Here is a 22,333-nt window from a genome sequence, read left to right as displayed (position 1 = left end):
GGAACGCGACGTTCCAGTCTTCCGGCTTCCCGCACCGGGGGCGCCCCGCTACCTTGTCCGTCATCGACAACCTGGTAACGGAGCAACAATCATGTCCCTGCAAGACAAGGTAGCGGTGGTCACGGGCGCCTCGCGCGGCATCGGCAAGGCCACGGCGCTGGCGCTGGCGGCGCGCGGCGCCCACGTGGCGGTGGTCTACAAGGCGCAACGCGCGGCGGCGGAGGCCGTGGTGGCCGCGATCCGGGCCGCCGGTGGGCAGGCGGACGCCTTCCAGGCCGATGTGGCCGATCCGGCCTCGGTGCGCGCGCTGGCGCAGGCGGTGGGGCAACAGCACGGGCGCATCGACGTGCTGGTCAACAACGCCGGCGTGTTCGGCGCGCGGTTGCTGGCGGAACTCGATGCGGCATTCTTTGCCGAACAGTTCGACAACAACGCGCTCAGCGTGATGCTGACGACGCAAGCCTTCGCCCCGCTGTTTGGGGATCATGGCGGCAGCATCGTCAACGTGTCGAGCAACCTCGCGCACGCGCCCACCGCGCCGACCAGTGTCTACTCGGCCAGCAAGGCCGCCGTGGACGCCCTCACCCGCGCCTTCGCCATGGAGCTTGGCGCGCGCCGCATCCGCGTCAATGCCGTCGCCCCGTTTATCACGCGCACGGACATGACCGCGGGCATTCCCGACGACGAACGGCGGCACCTCGCCGCCGAAACCCCGCTGGGCCGACTGGCCGAGCCGGAGGACGTTGCCCGTGTGATCGTGGCGCTGGCGTCTCCGGACATGGCCTGGGTCACCGGGCGGTCGATCCTTACCGATGGCGGCTTCACCGACTGACGCCGCCATCCCCCTCAGGAGTTTCCTCCCCCATGTTGTTGCCGATTCTGCTGCTGGCTGCGGCCGGCTTTACCGTGCTGACCACGGAATTCCTGATCGTGGGCCTGCTGCCCGGGCTTGCGCGCGACCTCCACGTCAGCGTGGCGCAGGCCGGGCTGCTGGTCTCGCTGTTCGCCTTCACGGTGGCCGTCACCGGCCCGCTGCTGACCGCGCGCGTGGCGGCGCACATCGGCCCACACACCGGCCCACACACCGGCCCGCACGCGCGGCGGCGCGTGTTCGTGGTCATCCTCGTGCTGACCGCGCTCTCGAACGCGCTGGCGGCGATGGCGCCGAACCTCGGCGTGCTGGCCATCGCGCGGCTGGTGCCGGCGCTCGGCGTGGCCGTGTTCTGGTCGCTCGCCTGCGAGACCGCCGTGGCGGCGCTCGGCGCGGCCCGGGCCGGGCGGGCGTTGTCGATCATGGCCTATGGCATGGTCGGTGCCACCGTGTTCGGCATTCCGCTCGGCACGCTGATCGGCGATGCCTTCGGCTGGCGCACCGCCTTCGGCGTGCTGGCCGCGCTGGCGCTGGTCAAGGCGCTGCTGCTGACGCGCCTGCCGCCCACCGCCGCCGCCACCCCGCCGCTGCCGTTCGCGGCGCAGCTACGGCTGGCGCGGCAGCCGGCCATCCTCGGGCACGTGGCGCTGTCGGTGCTGTCGTTCACGGGGATGTTCATCGCCTACACCTATCTGGCCGATTTCCTGGAGCGGCTGGGCGGGCTGTCCGGGCCGGCGGTGGGCTGGACGCTGATGGCGTTCGGCGCGATGGGGCTGGTCGGCAACCATTTCGGCGGCCGGCTGGTGGACCGCAGCGCCCTGCGCGCGACGCTGGTGTTCAGCGGCTGGCTGGCACTCAGCCTGGCGCTGGTGGCGTGGGCCGCGCCGTGGTCGCCCGCCCTGTTCGCGGTGCTGGCGGTCTGGGGCATCGCGCAATCGGCGCTGTTTATCGTCAATAACGTCCGGCTGATGCAGGCGGCACCCTCGGCGCAGGCGCTGGGCTCCGCGCTCAATATCTCGGGCGCGAACGCGGGCATCGGCATCGGGGCCATCCTGGGCGGGCGCGTGATCGACGGGCCCGGCATCGCATGGATCGGCGTGGCGGCGGCAGTCGTGGTGGCGGGGTCGGCGGTGCTGGCGTGGCGGTTGCTGGGGCGACCGACCGCGCCTGCCGTCAATCGGCGGTCGAGGCGTGACGCTTGCGATAGTCCGCAGGCGTCACCCCCACCACGCGCATGAACGCGCGGCGCAGCGTATCGACACTCGAAAAGCCGCACTCACCCGCTACCTGCTTGGGCGCGAGGTGGCCGGCCTCCAGCAGTTGCCGCGCGGCAGTCACGCGTGCTGCTTCTACCCAGCTGGCCGGCGTGACGCCGACTTCCTCGCGGAACAGCCGCGTCAGGTGGCGCGGACTCACGCCGACGCGCGCGGCGAGGCTGGGCACATCGTGGGAATCCGCCGGATGCGCGGCCACCCAGCGCTGGAGTTCCTGCAAGGCCGAGCGGTTGGCCAGCGCGGGCGCCGCACTGCGGCGGAACTGCGCCTGCCCGCCGGGCCGCTTGAAGAACATCACCAACTGGCTGGCCACGCGCATGGCGAGTTCGCGCCCGAGATCCTCTTCGACCAGCGCCAGCGCAAGGTCCAGCCCCGCCGTCACGCCGGCCGCCGTGCGCAGCTTGCCGTCGCGCACGTGGATGGCGTCGGCATCCACGGTCACGCCCGGGAAACGCGCCGCCAGCCGGTCCGCGCCCGCCCAGTGCGTGGTTACGCGCCGCCCCTCCAGCAGGCCGGCATCGGCCAGCAGAAAGGCGCCGCTGCACACCGAGCCGTAGCGGCGCGCGCGCGGCGCCACGGCGCGAATCCAGTCCAGCACGATCGGTTCGGTCGGGGTCTCGCCCGCATGTGGCGCACCCGCCACCAGCACGGTATGGGGACGGGGCAGCGCCGCCCCGAGCGGGTCTTCCTCGACCAGCAGATCCGCCAGCAGCCGGACGCCTGACGAGGCCCGGATCGGCCCGCGCCGCACGCCAACCACCTGGAGTGCATAGACCTGCCGGCCGGCCTGGGCATTGGCTTCCGCGAAGACGTCGAGGGGCCCGGAGACATCCAGCAACTGCACGCCTTCGATGGCCAGCAGCACGATGGTGCGGGGGGTGGTCATGGTGAAAAATCCCTGAGCATTGCTGTCGTGTCGCGATCCGTCCGGTTTGGCCCAAAACGTCGCACTACGACGATTGAAGACATGGTACTCCCGCTCCTACACTCGTTTCAACCCCAAACGAAAGGAGCCAGCCATGCAATTCACCCTGGGCGACATCGCCATCCCTGACAGCCAATTGGCCCGCGACATCACGCAACTGGTCCGCGACACCGAATCCACGCTGCTGTTCAACCACTCGAGCCGCGTGTACTACTTCGCGGCGCTGGCCGGCAAGCAGCGTGGCCTGCCATACGACCCCGAACTGCTCTACGCGGGCACGATGTTCCACGACATGGGCCTGACGCCGGCGCACAGCAGCCCGGACAAGCGCTTCGAGGTGGATGGTGCCAACGCGGCGGCGGACTTCCTGCGCAGCCGTGGCATCGCGCAGGCGGACATCGACAAAGTCTGGACAGGTATCGCGCTGCACACCACGCCCGGCATTCCCGAGTTCATGGACCCGGTAGTGGCGCTGGTGACGGCTGGCGTGGAGATGGACGTGCTGGGCATCCGCTACGAGACGTTTGCCGATGAAGACCGCGAGCGCGTGGTGCAGGCGTATCCGCGCACCCCGCACTTCAAGGAAGACATTATTCAAGCGTTTTACGATGGCATTCGCCACAAGCCGGACACCACGTTCGGCAACGTGAAGGCGGATGTGCTGGCCGACAAGGACCCGCACTTCCATCGCGGCAATTTCTGCAGCGTGATCCGCTGCTCGCACTGGCACGGCTGAGGCCCGCGCGCGCCCCGCTCTCTATATCTATATAGAGAGATAGCGGCTCACCACGGCGCGGAGGGTCTGGAAGCTGACCGGCTTGGACAGCACCGTATCGATGCCGGCCCGGAGGCAGGCCAGCCGCGCCTCCGGGCCGGCCGTGGCCGTGATGGCGACGATGGGCAGCCGCCCGGCGCGCTTGCCGCCCTCCGCCGCCCGGATCCGGCGGGCCAGCGCCAGTCCGTCCAGCCCCGGCAGGCCCAGGTCCGTCAGCAGCAAGGCGGGCCGTGGGTCCTGCTGCACGGCGGCCCACGCTTCCTCGCCGGAGCGGCAGGGCTGGGCCACGCAGCCGCCGATGCCGGCGAGCTGGTCCTCCAGCACCAGCAGGCTGACCGGATGGTCCTCGGCCACGACGATGCGGGGAACGGGTAGCTGGGAAGACTGGGAGGGGGCAGGCACGGCGGCGGCAGGCAGGTGGCAGAACATGCTGTCATCCTGCCTGCGGAAGTCGCCGCAGAGGTGCGGAAATTTCTGCAAATGGCTGCGGAAATTTCCGAAGATGGTGTCCGATTTGTTACGACACCGCGTTGCGGAGCGGCGTCTGCGTGATCCAGCGGCCCAGGTTGTCGAGGAAGATCTCGACCACGCGCGCCGCGTTGCCATCGGAAAAGCCAGCGCTGTGCGGCGTGGCGATGACGTTGGGCAGCGTCCAGAGCGGCGAGTCCGCAGGCAGCGGCTCGTGGGCGAAGACATCGAGATAGGCACCCGCCAGCCGGCCGCCCTGCAGCGCGGCGATCAACGCCGGCTCGTCCACCACCTCGCCACGCGACACGTTGACCAGCCGCGCGCCCTTCGGCAGGCTGTCCAGCGCGGCGGCGCTCAGCAGCCCGCGCGTTTCATCCGTCAGCGGGCAGGCCAGCACCAGCCAGTCCGTGCGCGGCAGCACCGCCGGCACATCGGCGAAGGTCACGGTCTCGAAGCCCTCCCCCGCCGGCGTGGCGCGCTGGCGCACCACCACCACCGACATCCCGAACAGGCGCAGCACCGCGCCGATCTGCTGGCCGATCGGCCCCCAGCCGACGATGGTCGCCGTCTGGCCGTGCAGGTCGCGCGGCATGTCGGCGCCCATCAGCGGGGCCCAGCGGCGTTCACGCTGGGTGGCCAGCATCTGCGGCAGGTGCCGCGCCAGCGCCAGCAGCCCGGCCAGCGCCGTCTGCGCCACCACGCTGGCATTGGCACCCGACGAAGTCGTCACCGTCACCCCCTGCTGGCGCAGTTCGCCGAACACCGGGCGGTCGGCGCCGGCCGAGTGCGTGTGGGTCCAGCGCAGCGAGGGCGCCTCCAGCATCGCGGTGTAGAAGCGCCGCGTGGCCGGTTGCACCTCGTGCTTGGTCGAGCGCCCCGTCACATCGCGCGAGACGAAGGCGATGTCGGCGTCGATGGGCCGGGCGTCGTCCACGGCCGGCGGGGCCACGGGAACCCAGTCCCGGCCTGCCATGGCGGCGGCGATGGTGGCGGTGATCGCGTCGCCATGGGCGCGCAGCGCCGCTTCGGAGAGCAGGATGCGCACGGGCGCAGCGGAGGCGGAGGAGGCAGCGGATGCAGTCATGGCGTCAGTCTACCGTCGCTCCCGAGGCTTTGACGACCACCTTCCACTTGTCATACTCCTTGCGCGTGAACTTGCCGAACTGCTCGGGCGTGCCGCCCACCGGGTCGGCGCCCTCGCGGATCATCTGCGCCTGCAGCGACGGCAGCACCTCGTTCACGGCCTGATTCACCTGCGTGATGACGGTCTTCGGCGTGCCCTTGGGCGCGAAGATGCCGAACCACGAGCCGGCCTCGAAGCCCGGGAAGCCCTTCTCGGCCACTGCCGGCACCTCCGGCAGCGAGCGCGAGCGCTTGGCGCTGGTCACCGCCAGCGCGCGCAGCTTGCCGGCCTGGATGTGCGAGATCACCGACGGAATCGTCGCGAACATGAACTGGATGCGGCCGGACAGCAGGTCGTTCAGGGCATCGGCGCCCTTGTAGGGCACGTGCGTGGCCGGCGCGCCGATGCGCTCCGACAGCATGAAGCCGGACAGGTGCGACGAGGTGCCCACGCCCGTCGAGCCATAGTTCAGCTTGCCCGGATTGGCCTTGATGTAGGCGACGAACTCCTCGAAGGTCTTGGCTGGCACCGAGGGATGCACCACCAGCACGTTCGGCACGTCGGCGATCTGCACCACCGGCACGAGGTCCGCCAGCGGGTCGTAGTTCAGCTTCTTGTAGAGCGTCTGGTTGATCGAGATCGGGCCGACCGAGTCCACCAGCAGCGTGTAGCCGTCCGCCGGGGCGCGCACCACGTACTCGGTGCCGATGTTGCCGCCCGCGCCGGGGCGGTTTTCCACCACGAACGATTGCTTGAAGCGCTGGCCCAGGTGCTGGCTCACGCTGCGGGCCAGCATGTCGGTGGTACCGCCGGCGGTGAAGGCCACCACCACGCGCACGGGCTTGGTCGGGTATTCGTCGGCGGCCTGGGCGGGGGCGGCCAGGGTGACCAGCGCGGCGCCGGCAGCCAGTGCCGCGCTCAGGTAGGGGGTCAACCATCGACCGGGGGCGAATCGAGGCATGTTGGTTCTCCTGTTGATGCGGCAGCCGTCTTCGCGGCCGCCGTCGTGGTGATAAGACGCAAAAATCAATGCTTAGCCGAAGTCGTACAGCCGTGCCGGGTTGTGCACCAGCACGCGCTCGCGGCTGGCGGCGTCCGGCAGCCAGCGCGCCAGCAGGTTGAACAGCACGCCGTCGTCAGGCATCTGGGCGGACTCGAAGTAGTTGATGTGCGGCCAGTCGGAGCCCCACACCACCTGCTCCGGGTTGGCCTGCATCAGCGCCGCGACGAAGGGATCGACCTGTTCGTACGGCGCGCCGGCGGGCTGGAGCCGGTCAGCGCCCGAGATCTTGGTCCAGGCCACCCCTTCCGCCAGCAGCGCGCAGAGCGCCTGGAAGCCGGGGTCCGCTACCCCGCGCGAGGTGGCCATGCGGCCCATGTGGTCGATCACCAGCGGCAGGCCCAGCGCCTTGAGGCGCGGGCCCAGCGTGACGAGGTCCGGCGCATGGATCCAGATCTGCGCGTGCCAGCCGCGCGCGGCGAGGCGCGGGGCCAGCGCTTCGAGCACCTCGATGCCCACGCCGTTGCGATACACGGCGTGGCCATCCACCTGATACAGGTTGATGCGCACGCCGCGCACGCCGGCGGCGTGCCAGGCGTCCAGCTCGGCGTCCGTGGTGTCCGGCGACGGCACCACGATGCCGCGCAGGCGCGTGGGGTACTGGCGCAGGGCGTCGGTCACCACGCTGTTGTCGGTGCCGCTGGCGCTGGCCGTGACGAGCACGCCGCGCGTGAGCCCGAGTTCGTCCAGATGGGCGATAAAGGCGTCGGCGGGATGCTCGGCCGGCGTGTAGCTGCGGTCCATCGCGAGCGGATAGCGCGCGAACGGGCCGAACACGTGGGCATGGCTGTCACAGGCGCCGGCGGGCGCGCGGAACACCGGTGCGGTGAGGGTCTGGAGCGGGGGCAGGCAGGGGCGGGTCATGGTCGATGGCGTCCGGTCGATACGTTCGGCGTTATTCCGGGGCCTTCAGGCGACCGGCGGCGGCCAGCGTCTGCGCGCGGGCATCCTCGCGTTGCAGCGAGGCCAGCAGTTCCTGCGGCGACGAGGCCTGCGCCACGCTGCCCACGGTCAGCAGCCGGCTCTTGACGGCGCCTTCGGCCAGCACCTTGCGCAGCGCGCTGTTCAGCGTCTCGATGACCGCTGCCGGCGTGCCGGCCGGGGCCAGCAGGCCCGTGGCCGTGGTCGCCTCGAAGTTGGCCAGCCCGGATTCGCGCAGCGTGGGCACCTTCGGCAGCGCGGCATCGCGCTCGCGCGACATCACGGCCAGCGCACGCAGGGCGCCGGACTGGATATGCGGTGCCGAGCTGGTGAGCTGGTCCACCACCATGTCGATCTGGCCGCCCATGAGGTCGATCAGCGCCGGCGCGGAGCCCTTGTAGGGCACCTCGTTCAACTGGATCCTGGCGGCGTCCTCGAGCTGGAGCGTGGCCATGTGGTTGGTGGTGCCGGGGCCGGCGTGGCCGGTGGTGGTCTTGCCGGGGTTGGCACGCGCGTGGGCCAGCAGCGCGCCGATGTCCTTGAAACGCGTGTCGTTGCCCTTCACCACGATCACCAGCGCCGTGGTGGACACCAGCCCCACCGGGCTGAAGCTGGCCAGCTTGAAGCTGGTGCGCGTCATCTTCGGCAGCACCACGATGGCGTTGGGCGTGGTCACCAGCAGCGTGCTGCCGTCCGGCTCGGCGCGGGAGACCGCCGTCGCGCCGATCACGCCGCCAGCGCCGGGCCGGTTATCGACGATGACGTTGCGGCCGAGGCTCTGCTCCAGCGCCGGGGCGATGGCGCGGGCCACCACGTCCAGGTTGCCGCCCGGGGCGAACGGCACGACCAGCGTGATCGGCTTGTTGGGCAGGCCGCCTTGCGCGCGGGCCGACATGACATAGGGGGCGACGCCGAGCGCAAGCATTTGCGCCAGCAGGGTTCTGCGTTTCATACATCTCACTCCGTTCAGGGCTTTCTTCTGACCTGATTCATCGTTCAAGGCGAGGCCGCCCTGCAATCCCGTTCCATGCGGCCCCTGGGGGACTCCGCCGCCGTCTGATTTACGTCTTAGTCGCGGTAGCTGGGGTCCAGGCGATCGAGCTTGCGCAGCAGCGCCGGCCATTCCATCACGCCGTACGGACGGCGCGTGCCGGGCTGGTAGTTGTTCCAGGTTTCCTGCAGCACGTCTGCCGGCACATCGCGCAGCGGCGTGCTGCACGACATCGCGGCCACCTGCGAGCGGCAGGCCAGCTCCAGGCGGTGCATCCAGTTGAAGGCTTCGCCCACGGTGTTGCCCACGGTCATCGCGCCGTGGTTGCGCAGGATCAGCGCCTCACCCGTGCCCAGGTCGGCAATCAGCGATTCCTGCTCGGCGGTGTCCAGCACCACGCCCTGGTACTCGTGATAGCCGATCTTCAGGAAGCGCATGGCGGTCTGGGTGATCGGCAGCAGCCCGCAGTCGAGCGAGGAGATGGCCATCGATGCCCAGCTATGGGTGTGGATGACGCACGCCACTTCCGGGCGCGCGTGGTGGACGGCGCTGTGGATCACGTAGCCGGCCTTGTTGATGCCGTAGCCGAGGTCGCCGAAGTCCGGCTTGGCGAGGATCTTGCCGTCGTGGTCCACCTTGATCAGGCTGGACGCGGTGATCTCCTCGTACATCATGCCGTAGGCGTTGATCAGGAAGGCGTTCTCCTCGTCCGGCACGCGGACGGAGATATGGTTGGCCATCATGTCTGCCATGCCATACAACTCCACGAGGCGGTAGCAGGCGGCCAGGTCCACGCGGGCCTGCCACTCCGCCTCGCTGCACTGGCCGCGCATCGACGGAATGTTCAGCACACCGGGCTTTGTCATGATGAGTCTCCTTTGGGGATGGTTGGATTCTGTGCGAGCTTGTCAGTCTGCGCCGAGCGCGAGATCGCTAGGCCGACGCTTCTCGATATTCCACTTCAGCAATGCCGCGCTGCGGAAGATGCCGTGGGCGAACTTGCCGTACGGCAGCGTCAGGAACAGCGCCATCACGATGCCCAGGTGCACGGCCAGCAGCGCGGCCATGGCGGACGTGTCGCGCCAGGCCAGCAGCGCCAGGCCGCTGGCGCTGGTCAGGAACAGCAGCGCGATGAAGCCACGGTCCATCGGGCGCTGGCTGGCATCGCCCGTGTTGGGGTCGCGGCGCAGGTTCAGCCACAGCAGGCCGGCCGGGCCGACCAGCAGCCCGATGCCGCCCGCGATGCCCAGCAGCACCGGCAGGCTCGTCACCGGGTACGGCGCGTGGTAGTCCAGCAGGTAGTGGTACAGCGTGGCCACCGTGGTGGCGGCGAAGCACAGCATGAAGCCGTAGAACGTGAAATGGTGGAAGCGGCGGCGCGCCAGCGTGAAGGCATCGTCGGCATTGTTGCAGCCCTGGCCATGACCGCCGTCGAGGTACTTGAGCCGCAGCGCGTCGTGCGCGGCGCCGCCAACAGCCGAACCGCGTGACTCGCCCGGCCGCGTGCCCGGCGAGACCTGCCGCCAGAAGCGCGTGACACCCACGCCCAGCGCGCCGATCGCGAACAGGAACACCACGCCGAACATCGCCGCCAGCAGGTTGTGCGGGAAGATCGCGTAGAAATTGCCGGCCAGCGGTGCATGCAGCAGGCTGCCGCGCATGGCGAGCACCATCAGCAGGAACAGCGCCAGCCCGCCGGACAGCGCCAGCGCCGTGGTCAGGCCGGCGCGGCGGTACAGCCCGCCCAGCGCAGCCGGGAACGCGTAGTCGCCATAGGTCTGCACGCGCACCTTGGCCATCGCCTGGGGGATGTTCACCGCGAACTCGTGCGGCGGCGCGTACTGGCAGGCGTGGTAGCAGGCGCCGCAGTTGTGGCAGAGGTTGGCCAGGTAGTGGATGTCCGCCTTCGGGAATTCCAGCCGGCGCGTCATGGCCGGGAACACGGCGCAGAAGCCCTCGCAATAGCGGCAGGCGTTGCAGATCTGCAGGGTCCGGGCGACTTCGCCCTCGTCGGCGGTCAGCGGCAGCACGCCCTGTGCCAGCGCCGCCGCCTCGCGCGTCAGCGCTTCAAGATGTTGCATGGTCGAATTCCTGTGATGCACGGGCGCGTTGGCCCTTTGCCGGGGCGAGTGCCGCCTTGGCTGCCTGCGTGCCGGCGATGCGGCCGAACGCCGTGCCGATGGCCATCCCCACGCCGGCCGTATAGCCCTTGCCGAGCACGTTGCCGGCCATCATCTCGCCGGCCACGAACAGGTTGTCGCTGGGCTGGCCGCCGAAATGCACGGCCGAATCCTCGTTCACCTTCAAACCCAGGTAGGTGAAGGTGATGCCGGGGCGCAGCGCGTAGCCGTAGAACGGCGCGGTATCCAGCGGGCGGGCCCAGTGGGTCTTGGACGGGGTCACGCCCTCGGTGTGGCAGTCGTCGAGCACGGTGTGGTCGAACTTGCCCACGCGGCAGGCGGCGTTGTAGTCGTTGATCGTGCGCATGAAGGTGGCTTCGTCGAGGCCGAGCTTGCGCGCGAGTTCCGGCAGCGTGTCGGCCTTCACGCCCGGGAACACTGGCGGCATGAAGCGGCCCACGGCCTTGGCGTCGATGATCGAGTAGCCGATCTGCTGCGGCTGCTGGGCCACCAGCCGGCCCCAGATCGCATAGCGCTTGGGCCAGAAGTCCTCGCCTTCGTCGTAGAAGCGCTCGGCATTGGCGTTCAGCACCACGCCCAGGGACACGCAGTCGATCCGCGTGCAGATGCCGCCGTCGTAGAGCGGCGCGCGGGCGTCGATGGCCACGCAGTGCGACTGGGACGGATCGCCGATGGCATCCGCGCCCGCCTCGATCATGTATTTCAGCAGCACACCCATGTTGAAGCGCGTACCACGGATCAGGAAGTTGTCCGCCGGCCATTCGCCGCGCTCGTTCTGGCCCCAGGCCTCGCGCAGCCATTCGCGGTTCGACTCGAAGCCGCCGGCGGCCAGCACGCAGGCGCGGGCCTCGATCCGCTCGGCGCCGATGCGCGCCGCCACGAAGCGGCCGCCATCCAGCTCGATGGCATCGACCGGCGCGTTGTAGCGGATCTGCACGCCGAGCTGCTCGGCGCTGCGGTAGTAGGCGTTGACAAGGGCCTTGCCCCCGCCCATGAAGAAGGCATTGGTGCGCGCCACGTGCAGCGCGCCCGAGAGCGGCGGCTGGAAGTGGACGCCATGGCTGCGCATCCAGTCACGGCAGTTCGACGAGGCCCGGATGGCCATCCGGGCCAGCCGCTCGTCGGTCAGCCCGCCGGTGACCTTGAGCAGATCCTGCCAGTACTCCTCCTCGGGGTAGGCATCGATCAGCACGTCTTGCGGCGCGTCATGCATGCAACGCAGGTTACGGGTGTGCTGGGAGTTGCCGCCGCGCCATTCGCGCGGGGCGGATTCGAGCAGCATCACGCTGGCGCCGGCCTCGCGGGCCATCAGCGCGGCGCACAGGGCAGCGTTGCCGCCGCCAATCACAAGGACGTCGATCATGGCCGGGCGCCCTCGCGGGGTGTTTGAGTGGGGTTGGACACGACTTTTTCTATGGCTTCGGGAGTCTGAGCCGGACTGTATCCGCCCGCCGGACCGCTGCTAACCCCTTGACGGGCATGGGGGTATCACGATTTGTGATGGGGGTCCGGGGAAGTTCCGGGCGGGTCCGGGGAAATTTCAGAGCTGTCTCATAGGCAAGGGGCTCGCGGTGGGGGAAAGTTGCGTTGGCGGCACCTTCCAGGTGCCCGCTTCCCCGACTTTTGGAGTCCAAGACCATGAACGAACATCCCACCGACCCGGCCACCCTTCCCGAGCCGCCCAAACCCTTGACGATTGAGGAAATAGACGATGCCATCGGCGACGCCATTGTTGAATCGGTGCTCCGGAAACTCAATGGGCCGTACGAGGACGACCCGGACGACGGGCCGCTGAGCCCCGAGGAAATCGCGGACATTGAGGCGCGGCTGGAAAAGGTGTTGCAGAGATATGCTGCGGAGGAGCGCCAATGATAGAACTCGACACTTGTGTGCTAGTCCGGCACTTCACGCAAGACGATACCCCTCAGGCTCGACACGCCAGCCGCGTGATCGCATCGTTTTCCAGTGGGTGCCGCGGTTTTGTGCCGCTGGCCGCCCTCGTTGAACTCGTCTGGGTGCTCAAGAAGCGATACGCCTTCACCCGCAAGCGCATCACGCGCGTGCTGGTGGCCTTCCTCGAATCCCACTGGATCGTCCTGGAATCGTACGCAACCGTATGCCGTGCCATGGTCCGCTACGGGAAGACAGGCATCGACTTCGGCGATTGCGTCATTCTGGAAAGCTGCCAGAGCATGAGATGCAGATTCATCTACACGTTCGACAGGCGCGCGTCACGCGTGCCTGGCTTCCGCCGCGTTCCAGACTGAGCCGCATGTCACCCCTCGATCAACCGCGCCCCTCTCCACCCCCCGGACTTCACCAGTCCGCGGGCGGTGTCGGCCAGCACCACCCGCAGCGCCAGGGCGGCGGGCGACAGTTCGTCGTCGGACAGGCTGCACAGCAGGTTGCGCCGGCCCACGCTCGGGTCGTCGATCTGGGCGAGGTGGAAGCGCGTGGCGGCGTCCGGGTACCGTCCTACCGCCGCCCAGGGCTGGAGCGTGGCGCCGAAGCCCATGTCCACGGCGGACATCAGCATCGCCAGCGAGTCCACCTCCTGGATCACGCGCGGCGCCACCTTGGCGCGGGCGAACGCGGCGTCCAGCGTGCTGCGCAGGCCGTGCACGCCGGTCGGCATGATCAATGGCACCTCGGCAAGGTCCGCCATGCCAAGCTGGGTGGGCGGCTCCGCCTTGCCCTGGGGCAGCGCCTGCCGGGACTGGATCAGGAACAGCGTCTCCTCCAGCAGCGGCAGCACGGTCCAGCGCCGGGCGGCATGCGTGTCGAAAAGCACCGCGAGGTCGAGCTGGCGGGCGTTGAGCATGGCGGTCAGGTGGCCGGACAGGCTTTCGACGATATGCAGGCGCACATCGGGGTAACGCTCCCGCATGGCGCGGATCAGCGGCACGCCGATCACCGACGCCGTGGTCGGCGCCAGCCCCACGCTCACGGTGCCGGAAAGGCGCGCGTGATGGGCCGCGCGCCGCGCCTGCTCGGCATGGCGCAGCGTCAGCTGGGCTTCGTGGAAAAAGGCCAGGCCGGCCTCGGTGGGGGTCACGCCCTGCGGCGTTCGGCGCAACAGCCGGGTGGAAAGCTCGCCTTCGAGCCGGCTGATCTGCTGGCTGACGGCCGACTGCACCATGTCCAGCTCGAGCGCGGCACGGCTCATGCTGCCAAGCTCGACCACCCGGACGAAATACTGAAGCTGGCGCAGTTCCATCGGTCTCCCCCGTTCTCGCGGATCCCTGCCGCGCCGGCGGGATTCGACCTGTTGTTCCGGGGTCTTATACCAGATGTACGGGGGCCGCGCGTGGCGCGGGCACCCCGGGCGCCGTCAGGCTTCGTCGGCGCCGCTGTACCAGTCCACGGTCTGGTCGAGGTAGACCAGACCCTTGGCCGCGAGGGCCGGGCGCATGTTGTACATGTCCACGCCGAGTACGCCGGAGGCGAGTTTGTCGCGCTTGGACAGCTCCAGCGCCTCGCGCTCGGCCGCCTTTTGCGCGATGTCCTGCGCCTGCGGGCGCGCCACCACGACCACGCCGTCGTCGTCCGCCACGATCACGTCGCCCGGCCGCACAGTGGCGCCGGCGCAGACCACCGGCACGTTCACGGCACCCACGGTTTCCTTCACGGCGCCCTGCGCGTGCACGGCGCGGGACCAGACCGGGAAGCCCATCGCGTTGAGGGTGCTGACATCGCGCACGCCGCCGTCGATGATCAGGCCGCGCGCGCCGCGTGCCTTCAGCGACGTGGCCAGCAGGTCGCCGAACAGGCCATCGGTGCAGTCGCTGGTCAGGGCCACCACCAGCACGTCGCCCGGCTGGATCATTTCCACGGCCACGTGGATCATCCAGTTGTCGCCGGGGTGCATCAGCGCGGTCACGGCGCTGCCGGAGATCGCCGTGCCGGACTGGATCGGCCGCAGGTACGGCTTCATCAGGCCGGTGCGGCGCTGCGCCTCATGCACCGTGGCCACGCCCAGCTTGCCGAGCGACTCGATCGCGGCGGGTGCCGCGCGCAGGATATTGCGGTAGGCAATCGTCTTCATGCCAGCACCTCCGAAACTTGGGGAAACACGCGTGCATAGCCTTCGCCGTACTGCACCTTGCGATCGGAATTCCGCGTGGCCTGCGCCCCGCGCTGGAGCGCCACCCTGGTGTAGTACTCCCACAGGTGCTCCTGCGCGGCCATGGTCGTGAACGCGCGCTGCTTCTTCTCCCAGACAGAGGAGATGTCCAGCAGCACGTCCGGCTTCCAGTTGCACTGCTCGGGCTGGTGCGGCTCGAACAGGAACACCGGCGGCGCGCCGATCACCGGCACTTCGGGCTTGTAGCCGTGGGCCTGGGCAATCACACGCGCCTCTTGCGCCACATGTGTGGCGAGCGGATGGTCGAAGTTGTAGATGTCTTCGCGCGAGTGGCTCATCACCAGTTCGGGACGGATGTCGCGATAGATATCGGCCAGACGGAGCAGCGCCTCGTCGGGCACCCGCATGGGATAGTCGCCGAGGTCGAAGCACTCCAGCGTGCCACCGAGGATCTCGGCGGCGCGCTGGGCCTCTTCGTGACGGGCGGCCTTCACGCGGTCCATCGTCATGCCCGGCTGGCGCCACATCTTGGCCGATTCGCCGCGCTCGCCGAACGACAGGCAGACGATGCGCACGTGGTAGCCGCGCTCGGCGTAGAGCGCGATGGCGCCGCCGGCGCGCCAGACGAAGTCAGCCGCGTGGGCGCTGACAACCAGGATGGACGGCTGGGTAGCCGCGGCCGTGGCAGTGGAAGGAGCAGTGTTTTGGGACATACCTAATACCAGTCAGGGTGAGACTCAGTCGGCCGTGATACCGGCCTTGCGGATAACGCCCGCCCAGGTCGTGGTTTCGGTGCGCACGAACTGGCCGAAGGCTTCCGGCGTGCCGGGCAGGATGGTCACGCCCAGTTGGGTGAGCTGCTTGCGCACGTCGGCGTCGGCCAGCGCGGTGTTGGCGGCGGCATTGAGCTGCTTGATGATCGCGGGCGGCGTCTTGGCGGGCGCCACGAGGCCCCACCAGACCGAAGCGGTGAAGTTGGGCAACCCTTCCTCGCGCGAGGTCGGCACGTCCGGCAGCAGGGCCGAACGCTTGGCGCTGGCCACGGCCAGCGGGCGCAGCGTGCCGGCGTGGATATGGGTGATGACCTCGAGCGGGTTGATCGGCATAAAGGTGATCCGTTCGCCGAGCAGGTCGGTGATGGCGGGGGCGCCACCCTTGTACGGCACGTGCAGCACGTCGATGCCGGCGGTGTCCTTGAGCATTTCGCCGGCCAGATGGCCGGAACTGCCGTTGCCGGCGGACGCGTACGCCAGCTTGCCGGGCTGGGCCTTGGCCTGGGCGACGAGGGTCTTCAGCGAGTCGATCTTCGACTTGGCGGGCACCACCACGACCAGCGAGGCCTCGCCCACGCGCGCCACGGGCGCGAAGTCGGTGGCGGGGTTGAAGGACAGCTTGGCGAACAGCGCCGAATTGGTGGCGAGGCTGTTGGACGCCATCATGATCGTGTAGCCGTCAGCCGGCGACTTGGCGACGATGTCCAGGCCGATATTGGTGCTGGCGCCCGGGCGGTTGTCGACGATGATCGGCTGCTTGAGCGCCTGGCTCATCTTCTGGCCGACGGCGCGCGCCACGATGTCCACCGCGCCGCCAGCGGCGTACGGCACGACCAGACGGATGGGCTTGTCCGGATACGCCTCGGCGGCCTGCGGGGCCGAGACGGCCAGGCCAAGGGTGGCGGCCAGCAGCGTGGCGAGCGAGTTGATCAAGAACGGGCGGCGCGCGCCCTGCGAAACACGACGACGAGCGGACCCGCGCATTGTCTTCTCCAGGTTTCTTTTAAGTGCGCCCATTCTGTGCAGCCGTCGTGATACTGTCCAATATGTTTTCAGATGGCTTGTTATTTCGATTTCGAATCATGGACTTTCGCCAACTCCGATATTTCGTGGCCGTCGCCGAGGCGTTGAGCTTCAGTGAAGCCGCCCGCAAGCTGCATGTGAGCCAGCCGCCACTCAGCATCCAGATCAAGGCTTTGGAGGAGGAATTGGGCAGTGCGCTGCTCGAACGCTCCCGCCATCACGTGGCGCTGACGCCCGCCGGGGCGCTGTTCCTGGACAAGGCCCGCGATGCGCTGGCCACGCTGGATCAGGCGCGCGAGGTGGTGAAGCAGGTGGCATCGGGCGATGCCGGGGAGATTCGGGTGGGATTCACGGCATCCGTGCCGATGCATGACGTCTTTCCGCGCGCCGTGCATCAGTTCCGCGAGGCACACTGCAACGCCACCCTCCAGTTGGTGCATATGTCGACCGGGCAGCAACTGCAGCAGCTTGAGCAGGGCGAGATCGATATCGGCTTCCTGCGGCCGTCGCCACAGTTTCGGCCACCGGCCAGCATCACGGTGCGGGAGGTGCTGGCAGACCGCCTCGTGGCCGTACTGCCGGTCAGCCATGCGCTGGCGCGCGAAGGGAGCGATGACCGGGATGGCGCGGCAGGTATCGACATCGCCGAGCTATCCGCCGAGCGCTTCCTGCTATTCCCGCGCGGGCTGGGCTGCGGGCTGTTCGACCATGTGACCACGCTGTGCAACCGGGCCGGCTACGCGCCCAACGTCGCGCAGGAGGCGCGCGAGGCCACGACCATCATCGGGCTGGTGGCCAGCGGCGCCGGGGTGTCGGTGCTGCCCGAGATCTACGCGCGCACCGGCATTCCCGGCGTGGCCTACCTGCCGCTGGCCGGCCCGGACGCCGGCAGCCGGGTCCTGATGGCCCACCGCGCCGGCGCCCTGTCGCCAATCATGGCGCGGTTTATCGGCTATTTCTGATCGAACGGACGAAGCGATCAGGCCCGTGCCTTCTCGGGCCGCTGCGAGAACGTCCGCTCGAACACCGATTCGGCGATGCGGTTCTTGAGGATCTCGATCGACCCGCCGGCGATCATCCAGCCGCGGCAGCGGCGCTGGCAGTACTCCACCAGCGCTTCCTGGCTGTAGCCCATGCCGCCCATCACCTGGATGGCCTCATTGGCGATGTCGAAGCCAGCCTGGTTGCAGAACGCCTTGGCAATCGCGGTTTCCTCGGCGGACGGGATGCCGCTGTCGGCATTGGCGGCGGCACGGTAGAGCAGCAGCTGGCCGGCGTCGAGCTTCATCTTCATCTCGGCGAACTTCCATTGCAGGCCCTGGAACTCGCACAGCAGGCGTCCGAACTGCTTGCGCTGCATGGCCCACTGGCGCGCTTCCTCGTAGGCATAGCGGCCCAGCGCCAGCGAGCGCGCCGTGTTCCCCATCCGCTCCACGTTGAAGCCGGCAATCTGCTTCTTGAAGCCGCCCTCGCCCAGCAGCACGTCCTCGGGCGCCACGTACACATCGTCGAAATAGATCTGTGCCCACTCCTCGCCCGACATGAACTTCGAGCGCTGGCCGATGCGTACGCCCTGCGCCTTGGTGTCGATCAGCACCGAGCCGATGCCGCCCACGCCCGGGCCGAAGCGCACGTAGGCCAGGATCACGTCCGCATGGGGGCCGTGTGTGGTGAAGACCTTGCTGCCGTTGATGCGGAAGCCCGCGCCGTCCGGCGTGGCGCTCGTCTTCAGCTCGGTCACGGCGGAGCCGGCCTCCGGCTCGGTCATGCCCACCGAAATCAGCGCGCTACCTTCCAGCAGCGGGGCCAGCCACTTGGCCTTCTGCACCGCCGAGCCGTACTCGGCCAGCACGCGGATCGCGCCGAAGTTGCCGGCCTGGATCACGTCGGCACTGCGCGGGCAGTGCGCCGCCACGGCCTGGATGGCGATGATGGCGTCCATCAGCGTGCCACCCTGCCCGCCGTCGGCCTCGGCAATGGTGATGCCGAGCAGGCCCTGCGCGGCCATCTTCTTCGCCACGTCCCAGGGGTAGGCATCGGTATGGGCGCGCTGGTGGGCGCCGGGGCGCAGTTCCTTCTCGGCGAAGCGGCTGACGGCGTCCTGAAACTCCTGCTGTTCCGGGGTGAGTGTGAAATTCATGTTCAGTCTCCGAATTTTAGAAATTTGTGATGATTACGACGCATCTGGCGTGGCGCTGAGCCGCAGCACGCAGTCGACACCGACCACGCCCTCGGCGCGCACGAACAAGGGGTTGATCTCGGCTTCGTCGATGCGCACGCCCTGCACCACTGCCAGCCGCGAGAAATCGACGATGGCGCGCGCCAGCGCATCCACATCGCCGCGGGGCAGGCCCCGGAAGCCACGGATCAGGCGTGTGGAACGCACCTCGCCGATCATGTCGCGGGCTTCTTCAAGGCTGACCGGCGCCGGCCGCAGGCTCACGTCCCGGTGCAATTCCGCCGTGATGCCGCCCGCGCTCAGCATGACCATCGGGCCGACCAGCGGGTCGTGCCGATAGCCGAGCATCAGTTCCAGCAGCCGGTGTTCCATGCGCTGGACCAGAATGCCGTCCAGCCGCGCGGCGGGGGCGCCCCGCCCGGCGTTGTCGACCAGCCGCGCCGCCGCGCGGGCCAGTTCCTCGTTGTCCCGCACGCCCACTTCCACGCCGCCGATTTCGGTCTTGTGCAGGATGTCGCGCGAGCAGATCTTGGCAACCACCGGGTACGGCACCGCGTGTTGCAGCGCGTTGGGCTGCACCAGCGCCATCGGGGCGATCGGCACGCCCAGTTCGCCAAACGCGGCGGCGGCTTCGAACTCGGACAGGTCGCCATGCGTCGGCAAGCTAGCGGGCCACGCCACGGGCTCGGGCGGCGTGCCAGCGTCCAGCGGCGTGCGTGCGGCGCGGAACAGGCAGGCCAGGGCGTCCGCGCAGGATTCGGGCGTGCGGAACGCCGGCACGCCGGCTTCCTGCAACAGCGTCAGCGACTGTCCGGCCTCCGGGGCCAGGAAGGCCAGCAGCGGCTTGCCCTGCACCGCGGAGGCCTCGACGATCGGCCGCACCGCGTACGCCGGGTGGAACTGCGCCGACGAACCCGCCACGCACAGCACCGCATCGCACCAGTCACTCTGGAGCATCTGCTCCACGAGGTCGCGGTACTGCGCCGGCGAGGCGGCCAGCGTCAGGTCGAGAATCGGCGTCTGGCGGATCTTCAGGCCGCGCGCGGCCATGTGTTCGATGAACGCCGTGGGCGGCGCCACGGCCTCCACATCGGCCAGGCCGAGCCGGTCCACCACCGTGGCCGCGCCGCCGCCCGTGGTGGTGACCACCGCGATACGCGGATTGCGGTCCAGCGGCGGGATGGCGCTGGCGTAGCGGCGCGCCAGCGGTGCGGCCTCGAACAGCGTCTCCAGCATCTCCACGCGCATCGCGCCGTGCTTGCGCAGGAAGGCATCCACGGCGGCGTCGTTGCCAGCCAGCGCGCCGGTGTGGGACTGCGCCAGCGCCTCGCCCTGCGCGGAGCGGCCCAGCTTGTAGACCAGCACCGGCTTGCCGGCGGCGCGGGCGCGGCGCAGGGCCGGGCCGAGCACGGCGGCGTCGCGGATAGTCTCCAGGAACAGCAGGATCACCTCGGTGGCGCTGTCATCGACCATCAGGTCGACCAGTTCGCCCACGCCGATGTCCGCCTCGTTGCCCACCGACACCAGCTTGGCGAAGCCCAGCCCGCGCGCCGCGCCGCGCGACAGCAGCGCGCCCAGCATCGACCCGCTCTGCGAAATCACGCTGATGCCGCCCGCGTGCAGGGTGTCGGTCTCCAGCACGGCGTTCACGGACAGGATGGCGCCGCTGTGCACGTCCACCACGCCGATGCTGTTCGGGCCGAGCAGCCGCACGCCCAGCTCCCGGGCGCGCAGTGCCAGCGCCTGCTGGGCGGCCATGCCGGCCTCGCCCAGTTCGGCAAAGCCATCGGAAAACACCGTCACCACGCTGGCGCCGCGCGCGGCGCATTGCTCCAGCACCTCGGGCACGTGGCGGCCCGGCACCATCACAAAGGCATGGTCGATGGTCTCCGGCAGCGCGGCCACGCTCGGGTAGGCGGGCAGGCCCATCACCTCGGTGCGGCCCGCGTTGATCGGGAAGATGCGGCCCGAATAGCCGTGCTTGCGCATGAAGCGCAGCGGCCGGGCGGTGTTCTTGCTCTCGTCGGCCGAGGCGCCCACCAGCGCCACGGCGGCTGGCGTGAACAGCGCCCGGGCCAGCGCGCTGCCGGTCACCGTCGCGTCCGGCGCCACGTGTTCGTCCACTCTCGTCATATCGGTATCTGTCTGTAGGGTTGCGGGTCAGCCGGCGCGCAGCTGGCCGAGGCCGAGCGCCCGCACCGGGCGGTCGCCGAGTTGCCAGAGCGCGTCGAGCAGGCGTGCGGCGGGGCCGGCGCCGATCACGGGCGCGCCGAGTTCCATGAATTTGTCGGTCAGCATGGCGTCGTCGAGCGGCGCCTCGGGGTCGCCCCGGCGGTACGGGGCGAAGTGGGTGTACCGGCTCCCATCGGCCATCTCGATCTCCACGCGCGCGGCGCGCTGGCGCGGGAAGGCGGCGGTCAGGTCGGCGTCGGCGGTCAGCGTGATGCGGGCCATCAGCGCGCGGATGGCGGGGTCGGCCATGCGCTGGGGCTGGAAGGCATCGAGCCGCACGGCGCCGTGCAAGAGCCCGTGCGCCACCACGTAGGGCAGGCTGAAGCGGGCCTCGAAGGCGGTGGTCGGCTGGAAATTGCCGGTGACGTCGAGCGCCACCTGGTAGGTCGCCACGCGTACGGCGGCGATGCGAGCCGGATCGAGCCCGTGGTCGCGCACGATCTGCATCGCGGCATCGATGGCGGCGAAGGTGTGGCCGCAGCAGCCGTGGTTCTTCTGGGTGATCCGCGTGATATTGAAGTCGGTGCCGAGGCCGGCGGTAACGTCGCGCCAGTCGGGCTTGCCGCACAGCGCGGCGCCAAAACCGGCGTCGCCCTCAAGGATGTCGTGCACGCCGTTCACACCATGCGCGGCGGCCTGGGCTGCCTGCACGCCCACCTGCGCGGCGTGGCCGGCGTGGAGCGCCTTGGTCATGGCATCGGAGCGGAACGCCTGCTGGAGGCCGGAGGCGAACGTCGTGGCGGTGGCCATGGCGTCGGCGGCCACGCGTGCATCGCCCGGCGCCGCCAGCAGCGCGCCGGCCGCCGCCGCGCCCAGGCAACCCACCGTGCCGGTGGTGTGGAAGTAGCGATAGTGCGCCGGCTGGATCGCGGCGCCGATGCGCGTGGAGACCTCGTAGCCGGCGATCACGGCGCGCAGGAAATCGGTGCCGCTGGCGTCGGCCTGCTCGGCCAGGGCCAGCGCCGCCGCGATGGTCGGGCAGCCCGGGTGATAGACGGCATCGCGGAAAATGTCGTCGAATTCGGCCGCGTGGGACGCGCTGCCATTGATCCACGCCGCCAGCGCCGGAAACGCCGTGGTGGCGTGGCCGACCACCGTGGACGCGCCCACGCCCAGTTCCGCGCTGTGGGCCCGCACCAGCGGCTGCCCCGGCGCCATCGGTACGCCAGCCAGCAGCGCGGCGAACCAGTCGATGACCGCGCGGCGTGCATGATGCAGCACCGGAGCGGGCAGCTCCGCCGTGGCGGCACGGCTCACGTAGGCGGCGAATTCGTCTATCAGCATGTGTTGTCTCCTTGTTCCGGGGCGCCTTTCTCCCCTCTCCCTCTGGGAGAGGGGTCGGGGGAGAGGGACGGCGTATCGTCGATGCGATACCGCGCATTCCGCTCCTGCCCTCTCCCCCGGCCCCTCTCCCGCAAGCGGGAGAGGGGAGAAAAGCGGGGCGCCTCAATGCCTCACATGGTAGGGACGCCGCCGGCGCGAGCTTTGACATT

The 22,333-nt window shown here is 69.4% G+C and carries 22 protein-coding genes; 6 read left to right on the top strand and 16 right to left on the bottom strand.

Features of this window, described 5'->3' with window-relative positions; genetic code table 11:
* The first annotated feature begins 91 nt into the window (after window positions 1–91).
* Together BM115_RS18630 and BM115_RS18625 are read left to right on the top strand one after the other, a co-directional pair.
* A complete protein-coding gene (locus BM115_RS18630) occupies window positions 92–832 on the top strand; it encodes an SDR family NAD(P)-dependent oxidoreductase (RefSeq protein ID WP_092297272.1) in 741 nt (246 codons plus the stop codon).
* A gap of 32 nt (window positions 833–864) precedes the next feature.
* A complete protein-coding gene (locus tag BM115_RS18625) occupies window positions 865–2,109 on the top strand; it encodes an MFS transporter (RefSeq protein WP_092297269.1) in 1,245 nt (414 codons plus the stop codon).
* Here BM115_RS18625 and BM115_RS18620 read toward each other — a convergent pair.
* A complete protein-coding gene (locus tag BM115_RS18620; RefSeq protein WP_092297267.1) occupies window positions 2,045–3,031 on the bottom strand; it encodes a GlxA family transcriptional regulator in 987 nt (328 codons plus the stop codon). The two genes, BM115_RS18625 and BM115_RS18620, sit on opposite strands and share 65 nt — an antisense overlap.
* Before the next feature lie 133 nt (window positions 3,032–3,164).
* On the opposite strand from BM115_RS18620, the gene BM115_RS18615 reads away from it, so the two are divergent.
* On the top strand, window positions 3,165–3,806 hold the full coding sequence (locus tag BM115_RS18615) for an HD domain-containing protein (protein ID WP_092297263.1): 642 nt from the start codon (window positions 3,165–3,167) through the stop codon (window positions 3,804–3,806).
* Window positions 3,807–3,833: 27 nt separating this feature from the next.
* Here the strand turns inward: BM115_RS18615 and BM115_RS18610 are convergent, their stop codons facing one another.
* The 8 genes from BM115_RS18610 to tcuA form a co-directional block, all read right to left on the bottom strand.
* Window positions 3,834–4,274, bottom strand: a complete 441-nt coding sequence (locus BM115_RS18610) for a response regulator (RefSeq protein WP_092297447.1) — start codon at window positions 4,272–4,274, stop codon at window positions 3,834–3,836.
* Between the two features lie 88 nt (window positions 4,275–4,362).
* Window positions 4,363–5,397: a D-2-hydroxyacid dehydrogenase gene (locus tag BM115_RS18605; protein WP_092297260.1), complete on the bottom strand. Its 1,035-nt coding sequence runs from the start codon at window positions 5,395–5,397 to the stop codon at window positions 4,363–4,365.
* A gap of 4 nt (window positions 5,398–5,401) precedes the next feature.
* A complete protein-coding gene (locus BM115_RS18600; RefSeq protein ID WP_092297257.1) occupies window positions 5,402–6,397 on the bottom strand; it encodes a Bug family tripartite tricarboxylate transporter substrate binding protein in 996 nt (331 codons plus the stop codon).
* Between the two features lie 72 nt (window positions 6,398–6,469).
* On the bottom strand, window positions 6,470–7,360 hold the full coding sequence (locus tag BM115_RS18595) for an amidohydrolase family protein (protein ID WP_092297254.1): 891 nt from the start codon (window positions 7,358–7,360) through the stop codon (window positions 6,470–6,472).
* Between the two features lie 31 nt (window positions 7,361–7,391).
* Entirely contained in the window at window positions 7,392–8,369 is a 978-nt protein-coding gene (locus tag BM115_RS18590; protein ID WP_092297251.1) for a Bug family tripartite tricarboxylate transporter substrate binding protein, read from the bottom strand.
* Between the two features lie 116 nt (window positions 8,370–8,485).
* Window positions 8,486–9,274: a class II aldolase/adducin family protein gene (locus BM115_RS18585; RefSeq protein WP_092297248.1), complete on the bottom strand. Its 789-nt coding sequence runs from the start codon at window positions 9,272–9,274 to the stop codon at window positions 8,486–8,488.
* Window positions 9,275–9,316: 42 nt separating this feature from the next.
* Window positions 9,317–10,489 carry a tricarballylate utilization 4Fe-4S protein TcuB gene (gene tcuB / locus BM115_RS18580; RefSeq protein WP_092297245.1) on the bottom strand — a complete coding sequence of 391 codons (1,173 nt, stop codon included), beginning with the start codon at window positions 10,487–10,489 and terminating at the stop codon, window positions 9,317–9,319.
* Window positions 10,476–11,912 (bottom strand): FAD-dependent tricarballylate dehydrogenase TcuA, encoded by a 1,437-nt coding sequence (gene tcuA, locus BM115_RS18575; protein ID WP_092297242.1) that lies wholly within the window; start codon window positions 11,910–11,912, stop codon window positions 10,476–10,478. The genes tcuB and tcuA overlap by 14 nt, the downstream gene beginning before the upstream one ends.
* Before the next feature lie 275 nt (window positions 11,913–12,187).
* Here tcuA and BM115_RS18570 point away from each other — a divergent pair, with 275 nt between their 5' ends.
* Both BM115_RS18570 and BM115_RS18565 read left to right on the top strand, forming a co-directional pair.
* Window positions 12,188–12,421 carry a hypothetical protein gene (locus tag BM115_RS18570; protein WP_092297239.1) on the top strand — a complete coding sequence of 78 codons (234 nt, stop codon included), beginning with the start codon at window positions 12,188–12,190 and terminating at the stop codon, window positions 12,419–12,421.
* Window positions 12,418–12,816, top strand: a complete 399-nt coding sequence (locus tag BM115_RS18565; protein ID WP_092297237.1) for a PIN domain-containing protein — start codon at window positions 12,418–12,420, stop codon at window positions 12,814–12,816. The genes BM115_RS18570 and BM115_RS18565 overlap by 4 nt, the downstream gene beginning before the upstream one ends.
* Window positions 12,817–12,824: 8 nt before the next feature.
* Here BM115_RS18565 and BM115_RS18560 read toward each other — a convergent pair whose 3' ends face one another.
* From BM115_RS18560 to BM115_RS18545, 4 genes are all read right to left on the bottom strand, one after another.
* Window positions 12,825–13,766, bottom strand: coding sequence for a LysR family transcriptional regulator (locus tag BM115_RS18560; RefSeq protein ID WP_092297234.1), 942 nt, complete (start codon window positions 13,764–13,766; stop codon window positions 12,825–12,827).
* A gap of 114 nt (window positions 13,767–13,880) precedes the next feature.
* Window positions 13,881–14,594, bottom strand: coding sequence for a 4-carboxy-4-hydroxy-2-oxoadipate aldolase/oxaloacetate decarboxylase (locus BM115_RS18555; RefSeq protein WP_092297231.1), 714 nt, complete (start codon window positions 14,592–14,594; stop codon window positions 13,881–13,883).
* Window positions 14,591–15,346 carry a PIG-L deacetylase family protein gene (locus tag BM115_RS18550; protein WP_092297228.1) on the bottom strand — a complete coding sequence of 252 codons (756 nt, stop codon included), beginning with the start codon at window positions 15,344–15,346 and terminating at the stop codon, window positions 14,591–14,593. The genes BM115_RS18555 and BM115_RS18550 overlap by 4 nt, the downstream gene beginning before the upstream one ends.
* 24 nt (window positions 15,347–15,370) lie before the next feature.
* Window positions 15,371–16,390 (bottom strand): Bug family tripartite tricarboxylate transporter substrate binding protein, encoded by a 1,020-nt coding sequence (locus BM115_RS18545; RefSeq protein WP_092297225.1) that lies wholly within the window; start codon window positions 16,388–16,390, stop codon window positions 15,371–15,373.
* A gap of 98 nt (window positions 16,391–16,488) precedes the next feature.
* Here BM115_RS18545 and BM115_RS18540 point away from each other — a divergent pair, with 98 nt between their 5' ends.
* The gene (locus tag BM115_RS18540) at window positions 16,489–17,391 is read left to right on the top strand and encodes a LysR family transcriptional regulator (RefSeq protein WP_092297222.1); all 903 of its coding nucleotides are present in this window, start codon (window positions 16,489–16,491) and stop codon (window positions 17,389–17,391) included.
* A gap of 17 nt (window positions 17,392–17,408) precedes the next feature.
* On the opposite strand, the gene BM115_RS18535 is transcribed toward BM115_RS18540, so the two are convergent.
* The 3 genes from BM115_RS18535 to BM115_RS18525 are packed head-to-tail and all read right to left on the bottom strand — an operon-like array spanning window position 17,409 to window position 22,124.
* Window positions 17,409–18,569, bottom strand: a complete 1,161-nt coding sequence (locus BM115_RS18535) for an acyl-CoA dehydrogenase family protein (RefSeq protein ID WP_092297219.1) — start codon at window positions 18,567–18,569, stop codon at window positions 17,409–17,411.
* A gap of 33 nt (window positions 18,570–18,602) precedes the next feature.
* A complete protein-coding gene (locus tag BM115_RS18530) occupies window positions 18,603–20,741 on the bottom strand; it encodes an acetate--CoA ligase family protein (RefSeq protein WP_092297217.1) in 2,139 nt (712 codons plus the stop codon).
* Window positions 20,742–20,768: 27 nt separating this feature from the next.
* Window positions 20,769–22,124 carry an MmgE/PrpD family protein gene (locus BM115_RS18525; protein WP_092297214.1) on the bottom strand — a complete coding sequence of 452 codons (1,356 nt, stop codon included), beginning with the start codon at window positions 22,122–22,124 and terminating at the stop codon, window positions 20,769–20,771.
* Window positions 22,125–22,333 lie beyond the last annotated feature (209 nt).

The organism is Cupriavidus sp. OV096 (assembly GCF_900115455.1).
Lineage (GTDB): Bacteria > Pseudomonadota > Gammaproteobacteria > Burkholderiales > Burkholderiaceae > Cupriavidus.
This window is presented reverse-complemented; position numbering and strand designations above follow the sequence as displayed.